At 68.1% G+C, this 18,933-nt stretch carries 18 protein-coding genes and 1 pseudogene; 12 read left to right on the top strand and 7 right to left on the bottom strand.

Annotated features, from left to right (window positions below):
- The first annotated feature begins 156 nt into the window (after positions 1-156).
- Positions 157-492, top strand: coding sequence for a hypothetical protein (locus QH290_RS23875; RefSeq protein WP_280264324.1), 336 nt, complete (start codon positions 157-159; stop codon positions 490-492).
- A gap of 111 nt (positions 493-603) precedes the next feature.
- Complete coding sequence (locus tag QH290_RS23870) at positions 604-1,161, top strand: dihydrofolate reductase family protein (RefSeq protein WP_280264322.1); 558 nt, start codon at positions 604-606, stop codon at positions 1,159-1,161.
- A 17-nt stretch (positions 1,162-1,178) separates the two neighbouring features.
- Here QH290_RS23870 and QH290_RS23865 read toward each other — a convergent pair whose 3' ends face one another.
- On the bottom strand, positions 1,179-2,153 hold the full coding sequence (locus tag QH290_RS23865) for an o-succinylbenzoate synthase (protein ID WP_280264320.1): 975 nt from the start codon (positions 2,151-2,153) through the stop codon (positions 1,179-1,181).
- Between the two features lie 211 nt (positions 2,154-2,364).
- Between QH290_RS23865 and QH290_RS23860 the strand changes: the two genes are divergently transcribed.
- Entirely contained in the window at positions 2,365-2,628 is a 264-nt protein-coding gene (locus tag QH290_RS23860) for a hypothetical protein (protein ID WP_280385198.1), read from the top strand.
- A 24-nt stretch (positions 2,629-2,652) separates the two neighbouring features.
- Here the strand turns inward: QH290_RS23860 and QH290_RS23855 are convergent.
- A pseudogene (locus tag QH290_RS23855) lies at positions 2,653-3,821 on the bottom strand (thiolase family protein).
- Between the two features lie 111 nt (positions 3,822-3,932).
- Between QH290_RS23855 and QH290_RS23850 the strand changes: the two are divergent.
- A complete protein-coding gene (locus QH290_RS23850; protein ID WP_280264314.1) occupies positions 3,933-4,424 on the top strand; it encodes a winged helix-turn-helix transcriptional regulator in 492 nt (163 codons plus the stop codon).
- On the opposite strand, the gene QH290_RS23845 is transcribed toward QH290_RS23850, so the two are convergent.
- Positions 4,425-5,513 carry an ABC transporter ATP-binding protein gene (locus QH290_RS23845; RefSeq protein WP_280385196.1) on the bottom strand — a complete coding sequence of 363 codons (1,089 nt, stop codon included), beginning with the start codon at positions 5,511-5,513 and terminating at the stop codon, positions 4,425-4,427. It abuts the gene before it with no gap.
- Between the two features lie 181 nt (positions 5,514-5,694).
- On the opposite strand from QH290_RS23845, the gene QH290_RS23840 reads away from it, so the two are divergent.
- From QH290_RS23840 to QH290_RS23810, 7 genes are all read left to right on the top strand, one after another.
- Positions 5,695-6,489: an LLM class F420-dependent oxidoreductase gene (locus QH290_RS23840; RefSeq protein WP_280264310.1), complete on the top strand. Its 795-nt coding sequence runs from the start codon at positions 5,695-5,697 to the stop codon at positions 6,487-6,489.
- A 116-nt stretch (positions 6,490-6,605) separates the two neighbouring features.
- A complete protein-coding gene (locus QH290_RS23835) occupies positions 6,606-6,731 on the top strand; it encodes a hypothetical protein (RefSeq protein WP_280264308.1) in 126 nt (41 codons plus the stop codon).
- A gap of 4 nt (positions 6,732-6,735) precedes the next feature.
- Complete coding sequence (locus tag QH290_RS23830; protein ID WP_342213756.1) at positions 6,736-7,842, top strand: YeiH family protein; 1,107 nt, start codon at positions 6,736-6,738, stop codon at positions 7,840-7,842.
- Between the two features lie 31 nt (positions 7,843-7,873).
- On the top strand, positions 7,874-9,676 hold the full coding sequence (locus tag QH290_RS23825; protein WP_280385194.1) for an ABC transporter substrate-binding protein/permease: 1,803 nt from the start codon (positions 7,874-7,876) through the stop codon (positions 9,674-9,676).
- A gap of 20 nt (positions 9,677-9,696) precedes the next feature.
- Positions 9,697-10,428: an amino acid ABC transporter ATP-binding protein gene (locus QH290_RS23820; RefSeq protein ID WP_280264349.1), complete on the top strand. Its 732-nt coding sequence runs from the start codon at positions 9,697-9,699 to the stop codon at positions 10,426-10,428.
- Positions 10,429-10,526: 98 nt separating this feature from the next.
- The gene (locus QH290_RS23815) at positions 10,527-12,587 is read left to right on the top strand and encodes a PhoX family protein (RefSeq protein WP_280264305.1); all 2,061 of its coding nucleotides are present in this window, start codon (positions 10,527-10,529) and stop codon (positions 12,585-12,587) included.
- 175 nt (positions 12,588-12,762) lie between these two features.
- Positions 12,763-13,059, top strand: coding sequence for a hypothetical protein (locus QH290_RS23810; protein WP_280264303.1), 297 nt, complete (start codon positions 12,763-12,765; stop codon positions 13,057-13,059).
- Between the two features lie 3 nt (positions 13,060-13,062).
- On the opposite strand, the gene QH290_RS23805 is transcribed toward QH290_RS23810, so the two are convergent.
- Positions 13,063-13,812 (bottom strand): glycoside hydrolase family 25 protein, encoded by a 750-nt coding sequence (locus QH290_RS23805; RefSeq protein WP_280264301.1) that lies wholly within the window; start codon positions 13,810-13,812, stop codon positions 13,063-13,065.
- Positions 13,813-13,925: 113 nt separating this feature from the next.
- Positions 13,926-15,260, bottom strand: a complete 1,335-nt coding sequence (ggh, locus tag QH290_RS23800) for a glucosylglycerate hydrolase (protein ID WP_280264299.1) — start codon at positions 15,258-15,260, stop codon at positions 13,926-13,928.
- Between the two features lie 265 nt (positions 15,261-15,525).
- On the opposite strand from ggh, the gene QH290_RS23795 reads away from it, so the two are divergent.
- Positions 15,526-16,227, top strand: a complete 702-nt coding sequence (locus QH290_RS23795; RefSeq protein WP_280385192.1) for an SDR family oxidoreductase — start codon at positions 15,526-15,528, stop codon at positions 16,225-16,227.
- 93 nt (positions 16,228-16,320) lie between these two features.
- On the opposite strand, the gene QH290_RS23790 is transcribed toward QH290_RS23795, so the two are convergent.
- Both QH290_RS23790 and QH290_RS23785 read right to left on the bottom strand, forming a co-directional pair.
- The gene (locus QH290_RS23790) at positions 16,321-18,396 is read right to left on the bottom strand and encodes an ABC transporter ATP-binding protein (RefSeq protein WP_280264296.1); all 2,076 of its coding nucleotides are present in this window, start codon (positions 18,394-18,396) and stop codon (positions 16,321-16,323) included.
- Positions 18,393-18,920: a peptidase M16 family protein gene (locus QH290_RS23785; protein WP_280264295.1), complete on the bottom strand. Its 528-nt coding sequence runs from the start codon at positions 18,918-18,920 to the stop codon at positions 18,393-18,395. The genes QH290_RS23790 and QH290_RS23785 overlap by 4 nt, the downstream gene beginning before the upstream one ends.
- Positions 18,921-18,933 lie beyond the last annotated feature (13 nt).

Below are 18,933 nucleotides of genomic sequence, written 5' to 3'. Positions count from 1 at the left end.
ACCTCCCCTTCGTCCCGGCGAGACGCCGGCGGGCATCGCTACGCATCGGATCGAGCGGCCGCGGGCGCGGCGGGCAGCGAGATTCTCCGGTCGCCGACCTCTGCCGGGCGGTGGGCGTCGCGGACCGCCGCGCTGGTTCTGGTCACGGGGGCGACGGTGGCGGGGGTGGTACTCACCGCCGGTGCCGCCGGTGCGGACCCCGGGGGCCGCGCGAACCATTCCTCCGACCGCGGCGCCGCCACCAACCGGGACACCACGGGCTGGCGCCACATCGATCCGCGCGGCTACCACCACACCGAATCGAATCCGTTGCGGCAGGCCGAGATCCGGGACAACCGCCGCGAATACCGCCAGCAGCGCCGCACCGCCCCCGAGACGCCGCAGCGCGCCCTCGGCACCGAGCCGAGCACCGCGACCTGGACGGAGGTGCCCAACGCCGACGGAACGGGATGGGCCGTATGCCGCCCACAAGCGTCCTGGTGCCGACCGTGATACTGCATCACAGGCGCGCCGATGAGTTCGGCGCTGTCGACCCGTCTACAAGATCGGATACCGCGGAGGGTCCGCGGTACAGACAGCCAGAACACAGCAGGGAGTAGCGCAATGGGCAAGATCATCCACTTCGTCGCTCAGTCGTTGGATGGGTACATCGAGGGCCCGAACGGTGAGTTCGACTGGCCGGTCATGGATCCGGAGCTGAGCGAATACAGCCGGGTGGCCGGGGACGAGGCGGACGCCTTCCTGTACGGACGCGTCGTGTGGGACATGATGTCGTCGTACTGGCCCAAGGCCGAGGAAATCTCCGACCACCCGCACGACCTGGAGTTCGCGCCGATGTGGCGGGCCAAGCCGAAGGTCGTGCTGTCGCGGACGCTGCGGTCCGCCGACTGGAACACCCGGGTGGTGCACAGCCCCGAGGAACTCGCCGCGATCAAGAACGACGAGGACAAGACGTTCATCATCTTCGGCGGTTCGGACATGGCCGCCAGCCTCACCCGCCTGGGCCTCATCGATGAGTACCGCATCTTCGTCCACCCGGTCCTGCTCGGCGGCGGCAAGCCGGTCTTCACCGACACGAAGCTGCGCGCCGCCCTGCGCCTGGTCGAATCCCGCACCTTCGACAACCAGGTCGTGATGCTGCGCCACGAGCGCGTCGCCTGAACCGCGAGGATTCCGAATCAGTCGAGCAGTGTGCGTACGCGCTCGAGGCGGTCTCGCCACCAGCGGGTTCGGTCCGGGTCCGGGTGGCGGAAACGGTGTAGCAGTGCGGGATTCGGGGGTGGTGGGGTGCGCGGGACGGGGAGATGTCCGTCCACGGGGATCAGGGAATCGGTGATCACGTCGCCCTCGAACAGGCGCAGGGTGCCCAGGCCGCAGGCGAAGTCGAGGTCGGGCAGGGCGCCCGCGAGGGCTAGCTGGGCGGACAGGCCGATGCTCGTTTCCAGGGCGGAGGAGACCACGCAGGGCAGGCCCGCGGCCTCGGCGACCCGCAGGGCCCGGCGGACGCCGCCGAGCGGGGTGCACTTGAGGACGGCCACGTCGGCGGCGCCGGCCACCGCCACGCGCAGCGGATCCTCGGCGCGGCGGATGGATTCGTCGGCGGCGATGCGGACGTCGACCCGGCGCCGGACGGCGGCCAGCTCCTCGACCGTGCGGCAGGGTTGCTCGACGTACTCCAAACCGCCTGCGGCACTGTCGATCCGCTTGATGTTCGCCACCGCGGTATCGACGTCCCACAGCGCGTTGGCGTCCACGCGGATCGCGCCGCCGGGGCCGAGCGCATCGCGCACCGCGGCCACCCGCTCCAGATCCTCCGGCAGCGATTCCGGATGGTCGGCCACCTTCACTTTCGCTGTGCGGCAACCGGATCCGGACACGATCTCGTAGGCGCGCTCGGGGCCGACCGCGGGCACGGTGCAATTGACCGGTATGCGGTCGCGCACCGGCTCCGGCCATCCGACGGTGATCTGCTCGACGGCGGTGGCCAGCCACCCGGCGGCCTCACGGTCGTCGTATTCGGGAAACGGGCAGAACTCGCCCCAGCCGAGCGGGCCCTCGAGCAGCATTCCCTCGCGGACGGTGATGCCGCGGAAACGCGTACGCAGCGGTATCGCGTAGACCAGGGCGGATTCCGGATCCAGCAGATCACTCACGCCGCCAGCCTAATGATCGCGGGTCGGGTGAGTAGTACTGCGGATCCGGATGTGGGCGGGACAGGCCAGGCTGGCGGCATGCCTACCTCGATCCGTTCCGCGAGGAATGCGGGTGGTTCCATGGAGTATGGAGCCTTGGTCGGAATCGAAGCCCCCGCTGCGTGGCCGGGACTTCGGTCCGACCCTGTTCGTCTACGCCACCATGTGCGCAGTGGGTTGGGCGGTAGCGCGTTACGGCCTGCCCTACGACCTGATGGCCGAGCAGCGCACGCGTGGATCGGCGCGGTACCTGCCACTCGCCTACCTCGTGGCGTGGGTCGGAATCGCCGCGGCGCTCGTATTTTCCGGTTACCGGACCGTCGAGGCGGTGCTGGATCGCCGGTCGTCGTGGCCGTATGCGTTGCTGGCCGCGCCCTTGATCGCCGAGGCGTGGTTGGCCGGGTTCGTCGTTGCGCTCGTTGCCGTTTCGTATTGACCCACCGGGCCGAGCGGTCGCTGCCTACAGCCGCTCGTAGATGGTGGCGTTGGCCAGACCGCCTGCCTCGCACATGGTTTGCAGCCCGTAGCGGGCGCCGCGCTCGGCCATGGCATGTACCAGGGTGGTGGCCAGCCGCGCACCGGAGGCCCCCAGCGGATGCCCCAGCGCGATCGCCCGCCGTGCACATTGACCCGCGACAGATCCGCACCGGTCTCGCGCTGCCACGCCAGCACCACGGAGGCGAATGCCTCGTTGATCTCGATCAGATCGATATCTGACAGCCGTAAACCGGCCCGCTGCAACACCTTCCGCGTCGCCGGGATCACCGCGGTCAGCATGAGCAGCGGATCGTCGCCCGCGACGGCGAAGCTGTGCAGCCGGGCGAGCGGGGTGAGGCCGAGCCGGCGGGCCTTCTCACTCGTCATGATCAGCACCGCGGCGCTGCCGTCGTTGATCTGACTCGCGTTGGCGGCGGTGACATTCCAGCCGATCTCGGGGAATCGAGCCGCGTATTCCTCGCTGTAGTAGGCGGGGCGTAGTCCGGCCAGGGTGTCGAGGGTGCTGCCGACGCGAATGCCCTCGTCGGCGGTGAGGCCGCCGACCGGGGCGAGCTGCGCCTCGAACGAGCCGTTCTTCGTTGCCCGCGCGGCCTTTTCGTGGCTGCCGAGGGCGAACTCGTCCATGGCGGTGCGGTCGATTCCCCAGCGCGCCGCGATCAGCTCGGCGCTGATCCCCTGCGGGACCAGATCTTCCGGGTAGCGCTCGCGGAAGGCGACACCATCCAGGTCGGTGGCGCCGACCACGTTGGCGCCCATCGGAATTCGGCTCATGGACTCCAGTCCGGTCGCGACGACGACGTCGTACGCGCCCGCGATCACGCCCTGTGCCGCGAAGTGGATGGCCTGCTGGCTGCTGCCGCACTGCCGGTCGACCGTGGTCGCGGGCACCGATTCGGGGTATCCGGCGGCCAGGGCGGCGCGGCGGGTCACATTGGCGGCCTGCTCGCCCACCTGGGTGACCACGCCGCCGATCACGTCGTCGATCAGCTCCGGATCGATGCCGCTGCGGCGGACCACCTCGCGCAGGCTGTGTGCCAGCAGGTCCACCGGATGCACGGGATGCAGGGCTCCGGACGGTTTGCCCTTGCCGATCGGGGTGCGCACGGCCTCGACGATCACTGCGTCTCTCATGGCGGTTCCTTCCGGGCGCCGCTACCTTGCGGCGATCTAACTTAGATCTTCTATAGCCAGCATACGAGCTGGCAATAGTTGTCACAAGCCAGAATTGCTATGATCGGCGTCATGTCGGCTGTGCTGGAAGGACCGTTGCGGGATCTGACGTCGTGGAAGCCCGACCACTGTTCGATCGTCAAGGCGCTCGATGTCGTCGGAACCCGGTCCGCGCTGCTGATCCTGCGCGAAACCATCTACGGCACCACGCGTTTCGACGGATTCGCCGCGCGGGTGGGCATCACCGACGCCGCCGCGGCGGCCGCGCTGCGCAAGCTGACCGAGGCCGGTCTGCTGCGCAAGGAGCCCTATCGGGAGGAGGGCAAGCGCACCCGGCACGAATACGTGCTCACCGAGAAGGGCCGCGACCTGCTCCCGGTGATCTTCGCCCTGTGGCAGTGGGGCGACAAGTACCTCCAGGGCAGCGAGGCTCCCCTGGAGCGGGTCGAGGACTCCACCGGCGAGCCGGTGCGCGTCGAGGTCCGCAGTGCCGCGGGCAACGAGGTCCCCCTGGAGAACCTCCGCATCCGGCTCAACAAGAACTGGCGCCGCCCGCGGCCCTGATCAGTTGAGGCGGCGGCCGTCGGCCGGGGCGAAGAAGTAGATGTGCTCGGATGTCGATGTGAGGGAGAGCTTTTCACCCTTGGCCGGGGGGTTGCGCCAGTCGGCGCGGGCGACGATGGTCTCCCCGGTCCCCGAGGATCCGTTCTCGCCCACGGTGCGGCCGTAGATGTAGGCGTCGGAGCCGAGCTCCTCCACCACATCCACCTCCATGGCGATGCCCGCACCGGTATCGGCGATATCGAAGTGCTCGGGCCGGATGCCGACCACGACGGTGCCGTCGATGGCGTCGGCGACCGTGCGCGGCAGCGGCAGGGTGTGGCCGCCCAGCACGACGCCCTCGTTGCGCACCGGCAGCGTGAACAGGTTCATCGCGGGCGAACCCATGAAGCCCGCGACGAACAGGTTCGCCGGATCGCGGTACAGATCGCGCGGGGTCGCACACTGTTGCAGCACACCGTCTTTCAGCACCGCCACGCGATCGCCCATGGTCATCGCCTCCACCTGGTCGTGGGTGACGTAGACCGTGGTGGTGCCCAGCCGGCGCTGCAGCTGGGCGATCTGGGTGCGGGTCTGCACGCGCAGCTTGGCATCCAGGTTCGACAGCGGCTCGTCCATCAGGAACACCTGCGGCTGCCGCACGATCGCCCGCCCCATCGCCACGCGCTGCCGCTGCCCGCCGGACAGCTGCTTGGGCTTGCGATCCAGGAACTGCTCGAGATCGAGCAGCTTGGCGGCCTCCCGCACGCGCTGCTCCTTCTCCGCCTTGGCCACCTTCGCCATCTTCAGCGCGAAGCCCATGTTCTCCGCCACGGTCATGTGCGGGTACAGCGCGTAGTTCTGGAACACCATCGCGATATCGCGTTCCTTGGGCTCGGCGCCGGTGACGTCCTTGTCGCCGATGAGGATGCGGCCGCCGTCGACGTCCTCGAGCCCGGCGAGCATGCGCAGCGAGGTGGACTTGCCGCAGCCGGACGGGCCGACGAGAACCAGGAATTCGCCGTCGGCGATCTCCAGATTCAGCTGGTCGACGGCGGGTTTGGTGGCGCCCGGGTACAGCCGGGTCGCGCGGTCGAAGGTGACCGTGGCCATGGTGAATCAATCCCTTCACCGGCAGGAACGTGCCGGACGATCCGAGTAGAGGGGTGGGTGCGGCGGGCCGCAGGCGGAATCCTACTGGGCGCGGGTCCGGCGGGCGGGGCAATGCTTCGTTCCGGATGCGGCCCGGCGGCGAGTAGCCTCGGGAACGGCCGACCGTTGACGAGGAGGAGCCATGACCCGACCGGTTCGCATCGGAGTTCAGTTGCAGCCGCAGCACGCCCCCGACTACGGACTGATCCGCGATGCCGTGCTTCGCGCCGAGGACGCGGGCGTGGACATCGTGTTCAACTGGGACCATTTCTATCCGCTGTACGGCGACCCCGACGGCGCGCATTTCGAATGCTGGACGATGCTCGGCGCGATCGCCGAGCAGACCGAGCGGGTGGAGCTGGGCGCGCTGGTCACCGGCGGCGGCTACCGCAACCCCGATCTGCTCGCCGATATGGCCCGCACCGTCGACCACATCTCCGGCGGCCGCCTGATCCTGGGCATCGGCGCCGGGTGGTTCGAGAAGGACTACGACGAGTACGGCTACGAATTCGGCACCGCCGGAACGCGTTTGGCGCTGCTGAAGGAGTACATGGCCCGCATCGACGCGCGCCTGAAGAAGCTCAATCCGCAACCGGTGCGCGATATCCCGATCCTCATCGGTGGCGGCGGCGAGAAGAAGACGCTGCGGCTGGTGGCCGAGTACGGCGACATCTGGCACACCTTCGCGGATCTGGAAGTGCTGGAACGCAAGTCGAAGATTCTCGCCGAGCACTGCGCCGATGTCGGCACCGATCCGGCGAAAATCGAGCGCTCGGTGGACTGGCCCGGCGCGGACAAGGCGCCCGCGCTGGTGGCGGCGGGAGCCACCACCTTCACCGTGGGCACCGGCGGCCCCGACTACAAGCTGAACGAGGTCGTCGAGGCGATCCGCTGGCGCGACGAGTTCAACCCGGAGTCGGTCTCGGGCATCGCCTGACGAATCTTTCTCGAATCCGACTGATTCGATCACTTCCCTATCGCTGCGACTCCCCTCATCATTGCTGCTGATCACCGGAGGCGGTGCGGTGATCGGCAGCGATGAGGGAGTCAGCGATGAGTGAACCGGGCCCGCAGCGATCGGTGTGGGAGCGCATCGGCGTCGACTGGTGGGCGGTGCTCGTCGCGGGCGTGTTCGTGCTGCTCGCGGTCGCCGGGGCGCTGCCGAGGATTCCGTGGTGATCCGATGACCACCGAAACCACCACTCCGGCAGCCGAATCCGGTGTGCTCCGCGGACCGCTGGCCTACCTGCCGGGCATCGCGCTGCTGATCGCGGTCGGCCTGCTCGGCAAGTACACCCAGGTCTGGGTGAACGACCTGACCCACGACCGGGGCTGGCGCTTCCCGGATATCGAATATGTGCTGTGGGCCATCATTTTCGGGCTGATCATCGCCAATACCGTTGGCGTGCCCCGAATTTTCAGGCCCGGAATCGGCACCTACGAATTCTGGCTCAAGGTCGGCATCGTCACGCTCGGTTCCCGGTTCGTGCTCGGCGATGTCGCGAAACTGGGCGGCACCAGCTTCGTGCTGATCCTCGTCGATATGACCGTGGCGGGCGCGATAATCCTCACCGTCGCCCGGCTGCTCGGCCTGTCCGGCAAGCTCGGCTCGCTGCTGGCGGTGGGCACCTCGATCTGCGGGGTCTCGGCGATCGTGGCCGCGCGCGGTGCGATCCGCGCCCGCAACTCCGACGTGAGCTACGCGATCGCCGCCATCCTCGCGCTGGGCGCGGTCGCGCTGTTCACCTTGCCCGCGATCGGGCACGGCCTCGGCCTGACCGACCATGAATTCGGCCTGTGGGCGGGGCTGGCCGTGGACAACACCGCCGAGACCACCGCCACCGGCTACGCCTATTCCGATGCCGCCGGAAAGCTGGCGGTGCTGGTGAAGTCGACCCGCAATGCGCTGATCGGATTCGTGGTGCTCGGCTTCGCGCTGTACTGGGCCGCGCGCGGCGAGGCCGATGCGCTCGCGCCCGGCCTGCGCGCCAAGGCGGCCTTCGTGTGGGCGAAGTTCCCCAAGTTCGTGCTCGGCTTCCTGGCGGTATCGGCGCTGGCGACGGTGCACTGGATCGACAAGTCCCAGCTGACCAACCTGGGCAACATCTCCAAGTGGGCGTTCCTGCTGACCTTCGCCGGGGTCGGCCTCAACACCGACTTCCGCGAACTCGGCCGCACCGGCTGGCGGCCGCTGGCGGTGGCCGTGGTCGGACTGGTCGTGGTGGCGACGGTCTCGCTGGGCCTGGTGCTGTTCACCTCGCGGGTCCTGCACTGGGGCGTGGTGGACTGATCGGTAACGTTTCCGGCTAATGTTTGCGCCTATGGTCCGTTTGCCCGTATCACGATCCCGTGCGCTGATAGCGGTGGTGTCGGCCCTGGGTGTGCTGTTCCTCGCCGCCTGCGGTTCGGATAGCAGCAACTCCTCGGCTAGCAGCGGATTGTGTGCGCCGCCGGGTGTCGAATCCGCCTCGGCCGCCCCGACCAACCTGGCGTCCGGCGCCGAGGCGGGGGCCGACCGGTTCACCACCCCGAGCACGGTCCCGCTGGATCGGATCGACACCAGCAAACTCGGCCTGCTCGCCCCCGGCAAGCTGAGCATCGGGACGCTGTCCGACGCCCCGCCGAGCATCTGCGTGAACTCCCAGGGCGCGTTCACCGGCTTCGACAACGAACTGCTGAAGGCGATCGGCGCGAAACTCGGCCTGCAGGTGGAGTTCTCGGGCACCGAATTCGCGGGGTTGCTGGCGCAGGTGGCGAACGGGCGGTTCGACGTGGGCTCGTCGAGCATCACGACCACCGATGCGCGCCGGCAGCTGGTCGGCTTCACCAACGGCTACGACTTCGGCTACTTCTCGCTGGTGGTGCCGAACGGCAGTGCCATCGAAGGTTTTTCGGATCTCGGCCCGGGTGTCCGGATCGGCGTGGTGCAGGGCACCGTGCAGGACGAGTACGTCGCCAACACCCTGCATCTGGATGCGGTGAAGTTCCCGGACTACAACACCGCCTACGCGAATCTGAAGTCCGGCCAGATCGATGCGTGGGTGGCGCCGTCGGCCCAGGCCACCGGGGCCGTCAAGCCCGGCGATTCGACCTCGATCGTCCAGAACACCTTCAGCCTGGACAATTTCACGGCCTGGGCGGTGCGCAAGGACAACCAGCCGCTGACCGATGCCCTCAATGCGGGGCTCGACGCGGTCATCGCGGACGGCACCTACGCCAAGCTCTATGCCGAATGGGAGCCGAGGCCGTTCCCGCCGGGGTGGAAGCCGGGTTCCAAGGCGGCGCCGCTGCCGCAGCTGCCGGACTTCGACAAGATCGCCGCCGAGAATCAGCAGGCCGGCGGCGATCAGCAGTCCGCCCCGAAGTCCACGCTGGAGCAGCTGCGCGACACATTCTTCGATTGGTCGTTGTACCGCAAGGCATTTCCGGATCTCATCAAGACCGGTCTGCCGAATACCCTGATCCTGGCGCTGGTTTCGGGCGTGCTGGGGACGCTGCTCGGCATGGTGCTGGCGGTCGCGGGGATCTCGCGGACCCGCTGGTTGCGGTGGCCCGCAAGGGTTTACACCGATATCTTCCGCGGCCTGCCCGCGGTGGTGATCATCCTGTTGATCGGCCTGGGCATCGGCCCGGTGGTGAAGAACGTCACCGGGAACAATCCGTACTGGCTGGGCGCGGTCGCGCTGGCGCTGCTGGCCGCCGCCTATATCGGCGAGATCTTCCGCTCCGGCATCCAATCGGTGGAGGCCGGGCAGCTCGAGGCCGCGCGCGCCATCGGGTTCGGATATCGCCAGGCGATGACGCTGGTGGTGATCCCGCAGGGCGTGCGGCGGGTGCTGCCGGCGCTGATGAACCAGTTCATCGCGCTGATCAAGGACTCCTCGCTGATCTACTTCCTGGGTCTGCTCGCCTCCCAGCGCGAGCTGTTCGCGGTGGGGCGCGATCTCAACGCGCAGACCGGGAACCTGTCCCCGCTGGTCGCCGCCGGTCTGGTCTACCTGGTGCTGACCATCCCGCTCACGCACCTGGTGAACTACATCGACCGCCGGTTGCGGACCGGGCGCACCGAGGAGCCGATCGACCCCGTCGAACAGGCCGTCATCACGGAAGGACGCGGCGCGTGAGCGACAATCCGAAGCCGGGCGTGATCGACTCGAAGTCGCTCACCGGCACCGATCTGCACCTGACGCTCGGGAGCAACCACGTGCTGCGCGGTGTCGACATCCACGTCGACGCGGGCAAGACCACGACCGTCATCGGCCCGTCGGGTTCCGGTAAATCCACCTTGCTGCGGGTGCTGAACCGGCTGCACGAGCCCGACTCCGGCGATGTGCTGATCGACGGTGTCTCGGTGCTGACGGAGGATCCGGACAAGCTGCGCCAGCGCATCGGCATGGTGTTCCAGCACTTCAACCTGTTCCCGCACCGGACCGTCGCCGACAACGTGGCGCTGGGGCCGCGCAAGCTGCGCGGGCTGTCCAAGGAGCAGGCCCGGGCGGTGGCGCTCGAACAGTTGGAGACCGTGGGCCTGGCGCACCGCGCCGACGCGCGGCCCGGCAATCTGTCCGGTGGTCAGCAGCAGCGCGTCGCGATCGCGCGGGCGCTGGCGATGAAACCGGAGCTGATGCTGTTCGACGAGGCCACCTCCGCACTGGACCCGGAACTGGTCAAGGGGGTGCTGGCACTGATGGCCGACCTGGCCTCCGGCGGCATGACCATGATCGTCGTCACGCACGAGATGGGCTTCGCCCGGTCGGTGTCCGACAGGGTCGTGTTCATGGACGAGGGGAAGGTCGTCGAGTCCGGTGCTCCGGACCGGATTTTCGACGCCGCGCAGACCCCGCGGCTGCGGCAGTTCCTGTCACAGATCCTGTAACTGAGGGTCGCCTAATTGGTCGGATGTTCACTTTTTCGTCTCCTCCGGATCGCACGATGCGTTTACGGTGCGCACGCCAGCCCATGCGAGGAGCGATTGTGAATCTGAAGCCCCTATCTCTGTTCGTGACGCACGACGGTCGCTCGTCGCGCTCCTCGACGACCTGCGCTTACAAATGTGGAAACGCGTGCTTCCACGAGGTGCCCAACACTTCTGCCGGTGAGTACTTCGGCGATATCGTCGCGTCGATCTCGCGGCGCGGGCTGCTGAAGGGCGGCGCCGCCGTGGTGCTCGCGACGGGTGCGGGCGGTGTGCTGGCCGCCTGCGGTGACGACGAGCCGACCACGAATACCTCCGCGAGCCCGGGCACCGGCACCGATTTCACCGCGGTGGCGCCCAATACCGAGGACGCCGTCGTCGTTCCCGGTGGCTACGAGCAGTCGGTGGTCATCCGCTGGGGCGACCCGGTGCTGCCGGATGCCCCGGCCTTCGACTTCGCCAAGCAGTCCGCCGCCGCGCAGGCCAAGCAGTTCGGATACAACAACGACTTCGCGGGCCTGCTGCCGATCGAGGGCCAGCAGGACGCCTACCTGCTGGTGGTGAACCACGAGTACACCACCGAGCCGCACATGTTCACCGGCTACAACCCGGATGCCCCGGCCCGCGAGCAGTTCGAGATCTGCCTTGCCGCCCACGGCCTTTCGGTCGTAGAGGTCAAGGGCGAATCCGGGACGGGCAGGCTGACGCCCGTCATGGGCCGCTACAACCGCCGCATTACCGGCACCACCGAGTTCACCCTCACCGGGCCCGCGGCGGGCAGCGCCCTGACCAAGACCTCCGCCGATCCGTCGGGCACCAAGGTGCTCGGCACGCTGAACAACTGCTCGGGCGGCCTGACGCCCTGGGGCACAGTGCTTTCCGGCGAGGAGAACTTCAATCAGTACTTCGCCGGTGTGCTGGCCGATCCGGTCACCCAGGACCGGGGCAAGCGCTACGGACTCGGCCACCCCGGCGCGGGCCAGGGCGAAATGCCAAGGCACTGGGAGCGTTTCGACAAGCGCTTCGATGTCACGCAGGAGCCGAACGAATCGCACCGCTTCGGCTACATCGTCGAGGTGGACCCGTGGGATCCGGCCTCGGCGCCGATCAAGCACAGCGCGCTGGGCCGGTTCAAGCACGAATCCGCCAACATCTACGTCACCGGGGACGGGACGGTCGTGGCGTACTCGGGCGACGACGAGCGCTTCGAGTACATGTACAAGTTCGTGTCCGCCAAGAAGATTCAGCAGGGCAACACCGCGGCGGCCCGCAAGCAGAACATGACGATCCTCGACGAGGGCACGCTATACGTCGCGAAACTGACCGGCGATCATCCGGAAAAGATCGACGGCAGCGGCAAGGCCCCGTCCGATCAGGGCTTCACCGGCAAGGGCCAGTGGATTCCGATCCTGCAGACCGGTGCCGACGGCAAGGGCACGTCCCTGGTCGAGGGGATGACCGCCGAGGAGGTCGCGGTCTTCACGCGCGTGGCGGGGGACAAGGTGGGCGCCACCAAGATGGACCGTCCGGAGGACTTCGAACCGAATCCGAAGACCGGCAAGGTCTATGTCGCGCTGACCAACAACAGCAATCGCGGCACCGAGGGCAAAGCCGGTGCGGACGAGGCGAATCCGCGCAACCAGAACAAGAACGGGCAGGTGCTCGAGATCGTCGACGATCACAAGGGCACGGCGTTCACGTGGTCGCTGCTGCTGGTCTGCGGCGATCCCAAGGCCGCCGACACCTACTTCGGCGGCTTCGACAAGACGAAGGTCAGCCCGATCTCCTGCCCGGACAACCTGGCCTTCGACCCGTACGGGAACCTGTGGATCTCCACCGACGGCAATGCGCTGAAGTCCAACGACGGGCTGTTCTCGGTGGTGCTCGAGGGGGAGCGCCGCGGTGAGACGAAGCAGTTCCTGACCGTGCCGAAGGGCGCGGAGACGTGTGGCCCGGTCGTCACCGAGCAGCGGGTGCTGGTGTGTGTGCAGCATCCGGGCGAGGTCGACGGGGCCTCGGCGGACAAGCCCGCCTCGCACTGGCCGGACGGCGGCGGCTCGCAGCCGCGCCCGGCCGTGGTCGCCGTGTGGAAGTCCCAGGGCGGCAGCATCGGCGTGTAGCGAGGCGGGCCCGGATCGGGGGCGGCCACGCGGTGTGATGAGGGGCCGCGTGCGCCGCCGCCCGGACCGGGCGGACCGGCGGCCCACCGGTGGATTAATGCGCACCTGTTAATGTGTGGTTATCATCACAACGCTCTGTTGACACGGAAAATCCACACGAAAAGAGGGCAGTTCGATGACCACAGCGCATGCTCCGCATACCGATCACACCCATGTGCACGGTGCGGGTTGTGGACACGTCTCGGTGCCGCACGGCGACCACGTCGACTACGTGCACGACGGCCACCTGCATCGCGAGCACGACGGTCATTTCGACGAATGCGAACCGGCCGGGCACGCCGAACACGCGAGCCACGACCACGTGCACGGCGAGGGCTGTGGACACGTAGCGGTGCCGCACGGCGACCATGTGGACTACATCCACGACGGCCACCGCCACGCGGCCCACGACGGCCACTACGACGAGCACTGAGCCCTAGCTGCTCCCCGTGGGGGGCATATTCGCGAAGCGCGCGAAATCGCCTTGCGCGCCGCTGTACACGTTGATGTCGGTATTGCCCGCGATGCCCGGGATCCGGCCGGAGTCGGTCTGCTGCCAGAACGTCCAGGTGGGCCAGCCGCCGGGCACCTCGGGCTGGTCGTTGCCGCGGTAGTCGGCGATCCACAGCGGGTACCGGGTGAACTCGTTGGTGTCGGCCATCGCCGTCTTCCAGAAGGTCGGATAGGTGTAGACGATCGGCACCCGGCCGGTGAGCGCCTGCACGGTGTTGAGGTAGCGGTGCGTCCAGTCGATCAGCGCGGCCGGTGGCAGGCCGCCGGAATTCTCCAGATCGAGGACCGGCGGCAGGTCCAGCGGGCCGTTCTGGCCCAGCACCAGCGTCGCGTAGAGCGCGGCCTGCGGCTCCGGCGGCAGCTCGGGGTGGGCGTAGTGGTAGGTACCGCGGGCCACCCCGGCCGCGCGCATCAGCACGCTGTCGGGGACGAAGTAGGGATTGACGTAGTTGAGCCCCTCGGTGGCCTTCACCATCGCGAAGTTGTTGCCCGAGGCCTTCACCTCGAACCAGTTGATCATCCGGCCGTCGATATGTTGCCAGGACGAGACGTCCGGGCCCGTCGGCTGAGCCGTTGCGACAGAAGTTGCCGAAAGGATGCCCACGGCCGCGAGAGCGGGCAGGGCCAAGAGCGTGCGACGAACATTCGGGCGGGCCACGGTGCGTCGATACATGGCTATGAGGGTAAGCAGCCGAAGTGGATGTGACCACCGACATCGCTGTGATCTGTGACCGATGATTGCTCGAGATGTGCGGATTCGGGTCGCGGTACCAAATGATCGGCCGGTCAGCCCAGCCAGTCGAGCACCGACGCCGCCGTCCACGACTGCTGCATGCTGCCCAGCGGCTCGCCGGTGAACGGGTCGTAGTACTCCGCGAAGCTGCCGTCGCTGGCCTGGCGCAGGCCCTCCGCGCGCAGCATGAACGACCGCTCGGCCCAGCCGCGGCGGGCGAACACCCACGAGAACAGCCAGCTCATCACCGGCCACACCGGTCCGCGCCAGTATTCGCGCGGGCGGAAGTCCTTCGAGACCGGTGAGGTCGACGGCGGCAGCGCGTAGCGCAGGTCGGGATGGCCGCAGAAGCGCGGCCCCTCGAACAGCCGCAACAGGCTGCGCTCGGCCTCGCGCGGCAGCCCGCCGCACAGCAGCGGCGCGAACATGGCCAGGGTCTCGGTCTTGATCGGCTTCCCCAGGCGCACATCGAAGTCCCGCGCCGCGCCGCTGCGCGGATCGGTGGTGGCGATGACCCCGGCGCGGAAATAGTCCGCCCACTCGTACAGTTCGCGCACGTCGGCATGCGGGAGCCGGTAGTCCTCGCCGATATTGGCCAGGACCTCACAGGCCAGCGCGAAGATCGCGGTGACGAAGACGTCCTCCACGGCGAAACTCATCGTCGCGGCCAATTGGAAATCGTCGTATCCACACCGGCGCATCTGCTCGACCAGCCACAGGTAGCGGTCATATTCGCGGTCGGACGGCCGTTGCGCGGGGTCGACCAGCGTGATGTCGGCCCGCTCGTAGGGGGTCAGGTCGCCGGGCAGCACGTTGTCGTAGGCGCGATCCCACCGCGGCGAGTTGTCCATCCCCGATTCCCAGCCGTGGTACAGGGTGATGCGGCCGTTCTGTTTCGGATCGCGGGCGTGCGCCAGCCAGCGATGCCAGCGCATCAGATCGGCCCAGCGGCGGTTGAGGAACTCCTCGGCGACCACTCGCGTCTTGCGGCCGTGCCGACGGGAGTGGTCGAGGATCCGCTGCACCGCGATGGCGTGCACGGGCGGCTGGGTGATCCCGGAGGTGTCGGGGCCGTCGGGCGCGTTGGCGGCCAGGCGGCGGCATTCCCAGCGCGCCGGGCCCGGGAAATAGCCGTCCACACCGTTGGCGAACACGATGTGCGGGATCATCCCGTTCTTCCACTGCGCCGACAGCAGGGTGTCGAGTTCGACCACCGCGCGTTCCACGCTCAGCGGCGCCAGGCCCACCGCGACGAACGCCGCATCCCAGCTCCACATGTGCGGGTACAGCTTGGGGGCGGCGCTGGTCATCGTGCCCAGGTCGTTCCCCCGCAGCAGGTACGCGGCCCGGGCCGCCAGTTGTGTCGGAGTGAATCCGGGCCCGTTCATCCCCCTATTCTGCGATGTCACCTTCAGATATGCGCGTTGCGCGGGTTGCTCACCCTCGGGCCGGTGCGGTGCCGGCTGCTGTTCGGCAGTTCTCACACTCTTCGCCTCGGTTCGTGATTCGGTTGCCGAGATTGATACACCCGGCCGGACCGTGATCGCCACCGGGGTGGTGACTGTTCGCTCACAGCGGCCATCGGGTGCATCGGCGGCGGGTGGCGGAGGGTTACCGTCCCGATGGGCCGGGAGCACCGCTACCGTGATTCGCATGGCCGAATCCACGTCCGACACAGCGCGGCCGACCGCGTTGATCACCGGGGCGAGCCGCGGGCTCGGCGCCGCCATCGCCCGCGAACTGGCACCCACGCACGAGCTGCTGCTCGGCGCCCGCTCGGCCGAGTCGCTGAGCGGCATCCTCGCCGAACTGCCGGGCGCCACGGCGTGGCCGGTGGAGCTGACCGATTACGAGGCGGTCGCTCGTGCGGTGGCGGCGATCGACCGGCTGGACGTGCTCGTGCACAACGCCGGTGTCGCCGAATTGAGCACCATCGCGGAGTCCTCGGTCGCGCAGTGGCGAGACACGCTGGAGGCCAACCTGATCGCGGTCGCCGAACTGACGCGGCTGCTGCTGCCCGCGCTGCGTTCCGCCGACGGGCATGTGGTGCTGATCAATTCGGGTGCGGGACTGCGGGCGAATGCGAGCTGGGGAGTCTATGCGGCCAGCAAGTTCGGGCTGCGCGCCTTCGGCGATGCGCTGCGGCTCGAGGAGCCGCGGCTGCGGGTGACCTCGCTGCACCCGGGCCGCATCGCCACGGATATGCAGCGCGCCATCGTCGCGAGCGAGCAGCGCGAGTTCGACCCGCACGAATTCCTCACCCCGGAAACCGTCGCACGGGCGGTGCGCAATGCCGTCGAGACGCCGCGCGACGCACACCCGACGGAGCTCGTGCTGCGACCGATCGCGCGCTGATTCCACACCACCCGGCACGGGCGAGCCGGTGGCCCCGGCGGTGAGCGAATACTGCACCGGGGCAGTATCGTCCGCGACGGGCGCATGCCGGGCTCACGGCACCGGCATCTGGCGGACCATGCTCGGAGCGAGGCGCGCCCGCGGCTGTGTGGGCCCGTTTGCCGCCGCCTTCCCGGAGGTATAGGCCCATGGGTGTGCATCGGCGTTGTCGCGCAGCGATGTTCGCTGTCGGGAGCGACGGCCCTGGCGCTGTTCCGGAACCGGCGGCGGCGCGTCGACGTGGTCCTGGTAGAGATCCGCCTGCAGGCGGTAGAAGGTGTGGTAGGTGCCGCCCAGCCGCATGAGTTCGGTGTGTGTCCCGCGCTCCACGACCCGGCCTCGGTCGAGCACGTAGATCTGGTCGGCGAACCGGACGCCCGCCATGCGGTGCGTGATGAGCACCACCGCCCGTCCGCGCGATCCCGCCCGGATCGCATCGAAGATCCGCCGTTCGGTCGGCGCGTCCAGGGCCGCGGTGGGTTCGTCCACGATCAGCACCGCGGGATCCTTGTAGAGTCCGCGCGCCACCGCCACCCGCTGCCACTGTCCGCCCGACAGATCGGTGCCGCCGACGTACGACGGGTCCAGCACGGTGTGCGTGCCGCCCGTCAGCCGCGAGAACACGTCGGCCGCCCCCGAAGTCCTCGACACCCGGCGGAACTCGTCGTCGAATCTCGCCTGCGAGTTGCGGCCGATGGTCACGTTCTCCCGGGCCGAGAAGGGCCAGCGCGCGAAGTCCTGGGGAACGACGGCGATGCGGTCTCGAAGCCATGCCGGATCGATGTCATCGATCGGGACTCCGTCGTACCGGACGCTCCCGCTGTCCGGGCGATACAGGCCGGCGATGAGTTTGGCGAGCGTCGACTTGCCCGCGCCGTTCCCTCCGACGAGCGCGATGATCTGCCCCGGCTCGACATCGAGGTCGACGCGCGACAGCGCGGGTGACGATCCCGACGGGTAGGTGAACGTGACGTCGCGAAGGGCTATCCGACCTGTATCTGCCTGCGGCACAACGGCTCCGGTTCGCTCGCGACGCTTCCCGGCTTCCCCGCAGAAGTCCAGGTAGTCCTGGTAGAACAACGCATTCTCGTACGAGACGTTCGCGCTCGCACTGAATCCCGACAGTGCGCTCACCGCGGTCCGAATCGCGATCACCGCCGTGCCCGCGACCGCCAGCGGCATCGCACCGTGCAGCAGCAGGAGTGTCAGCGCCACGTAGACGACGCCGATGCCCACCCCGGACAGGAATATCCCGAGGGTCCGGGTCTTGGCCTGGGTGTTCTCGGACGTCAGCCGAATCTCCTGCACGCGTTGCGCCAAACCCCCGAATCGGTCGAGCAGGAAACGGCTCATCCCGTAGGCGCGAATCTCGGCGGCCGGGGTTCGATCCGACATCAGTTCGGCCAGGGTGTCCATACGCCGCTGGGCGCCGCTGGTTCCCGCGTACACCCCGTAGACGACCCTGGCGGACAGGACCGACGCCAGCCAGGTCGGAACGATCGCCACGAATATCAGCGGCAGCAGTACGGGGTGGAGGACGGTGACCACACCGCCCACCGCCGCCAAACCGATCATCCCCGAGGCGGTTTCGAGCCCGCTGAACAGCAGCCCGCACGCCGCGTCGGGCGATCGCTCCCGCACGCGGTGGAGCACGTCGCGGAACTCCCGGTCGTCGAAGGCGACCAGCTCCACGGTCGTGGTGAGGTTCAGCAGGCGGGTGCGCACGGCGAGTTGAATCTTCGGTACCAGCCGACCCCGGCTCCAGTTGACCAGCTCCTTCAGGCCGGATCGCAGCACGAGTGCGCCCAGCACGAGGATCAGGCCGGGCGCCGCGGCACGCACCCGATCCGGCGTGGGACCGACCGTCAGCAGGCTCGTCAGCACGTCGGTGGTCGCGAGCAGTCCGACCGCGGTCATGGTCTCCGCGACGAGCAATCCGATGACGATCACAGACGTTTCGAACGGCCCGACGGCGAAGCATTCGCGTAGCAGCCGACCGTATATGACCGGCATCTTCCGGGCCATCGCCCAGAATCCCGCCGCCCGGACGGCATTGTCGTGGGCCGTCCATGCTTCGATTCCGTCCGCTACCTCCGGAAGTTCACCGTCGCGCCCTGGATTCATGGTCATTGCGCCCCCACGCATTCGACGAAGAATTCTTCGCCTACGTACAGGTCCCTGATTACCTCGGTTACCGTGCCCCGATCGAGCGATCGGATGCGATGGCGGAATTCGTCCAGCAGATCGTGACGTCCGTATCGGGAGACGAATCCGCATACGGCGTCGACGAACTCCGATAACCCGGACACGCTGACATCCAGGAGGCTCTGCGCGCACGCCTTGGCTCGCATCAGATCCTCATCGGTGACGACGGTCGCGCCGACGGCGTCCACCGCCGCCCGGGTCCTGTGCTCGATGGTCGCCGTGTCGAGCGCGGTATGCGCTCGGTATTCGACCACCATCACATTCCGGTCGTCGACGGAATCGATCGTCGTCACGCAGGAGGTCGCCGGGATTCCCCTCGATGCCAGCTGGCGCTCGAGGTGCGATCCGTTCGGGTCGCCCACGACAATGGCGGCGATCCGGGCCGCCACATGCCGTTCGTCGTCCTCGTCGTAATACGGCCTGGCCGCGAATACGATTGTGTTGCCCATGTTCTCGTCCTCC

This window comes from Nocardia wallacei (genome assembly GCF_029869545.1).
In the GTDB taxonomy this organism is placed as follows: Bacteria; Actinomycetota; Actinomycetes; order Mycobacteriales; family Mycobacteriaceae; genus Nocardia; species Nocardia wallacei_A.
Note: the sequence above shows the minus strand (reverse complement) of the source record. Positions and strands in the feature narration are given on the sequence as shown.

Coding starts and splice junctions, on each gene's coding strand:
- QH290_RS23870 (WP_280264322.1), top strand. CDS start 604: ATGGGCAAGATCATCCACTTCGTCGCTCAGTCGTTGGATGGGTACATC.
- QH290_RS23850 (WP_280264314.1), top strand. CDS start 3,933: ATGTCGGCTGTGCTGGAAGGACCGTTGCGGGATCTGACGTCGTGGAAG.
- QH290_RS23845 (WP_280385196.1), bottom strand. CDS start 5,513: ATGGCCACGGTCACCTTCGACCGCGCGACCCGGCTGTACCCGGGCGCC.
- QH290_RS23840 (WP_280264310.1), top strand. CDS start 5,695: ATGACCCGACCGGTTCGCATCGGAGTTCAGTTGCAGCCGCAGCACGCC.
- QH290_RS23835 (WP_280264308.1), top strand. CDS start 6,606: ATGAGTGAACCGGGCCCGCAGCGATCGGTGTGGGAGCGCATCGGCGTC.
- QH290_RS23830 (WP_342213756.1), top strand. CDS start 6,736: ATGACCACCGAAACCACCACTCCGGCAGCCGAATCCGGTGTGCTCCGC.
- QH290_RS23825 (WP_280385194.1), top strand. CDS start 7,874: ATGGTCCGTTTGCCCGTATCACGATCCCGTGCGCTGATAGCGGTGGTG.
- QH290_RS23810 (WP_280264303.1), top strand. CDS start 12,763: ATGACCACAGCGCATGCTCCGCATACCGATCACACCCATGTGCACGGT.
- QH290_RS23805 (WP_280264301.1), bottom strand. CDS start 13,812: ATGTATCGACGCACCGTGGCCCGCCCGAATGTTCGTCGCACGCTCTTG.
- ggh (WP_280264299.1), bottom strand. CDS start 15,260: ATGAACGGGCCCGGATTCACTCCGACACAACTGGCGGCCCGGGCCGCG.
- QH290_RS23795 (WP_280385192.1), top strand. CDS start 15,526: ATGGCCGAATCCACGTCCGACACAGCGCGGCCGACCGCGTTGATCACC.
- QH290_RS23790 (WP_280264296.1), bottom strand. CDS start 18,396: ATGACCATGAATCCAGGGCGCGACGGTGAACTTCCGGAGGTAGCGGAC.
- QH290_RS23785 (WP_280264295.1), bottom strand. CDS start 18,920: ATGGGCAACACAATCGTATTCGCGGCCAGGCCGTATTACGACGAGGAC.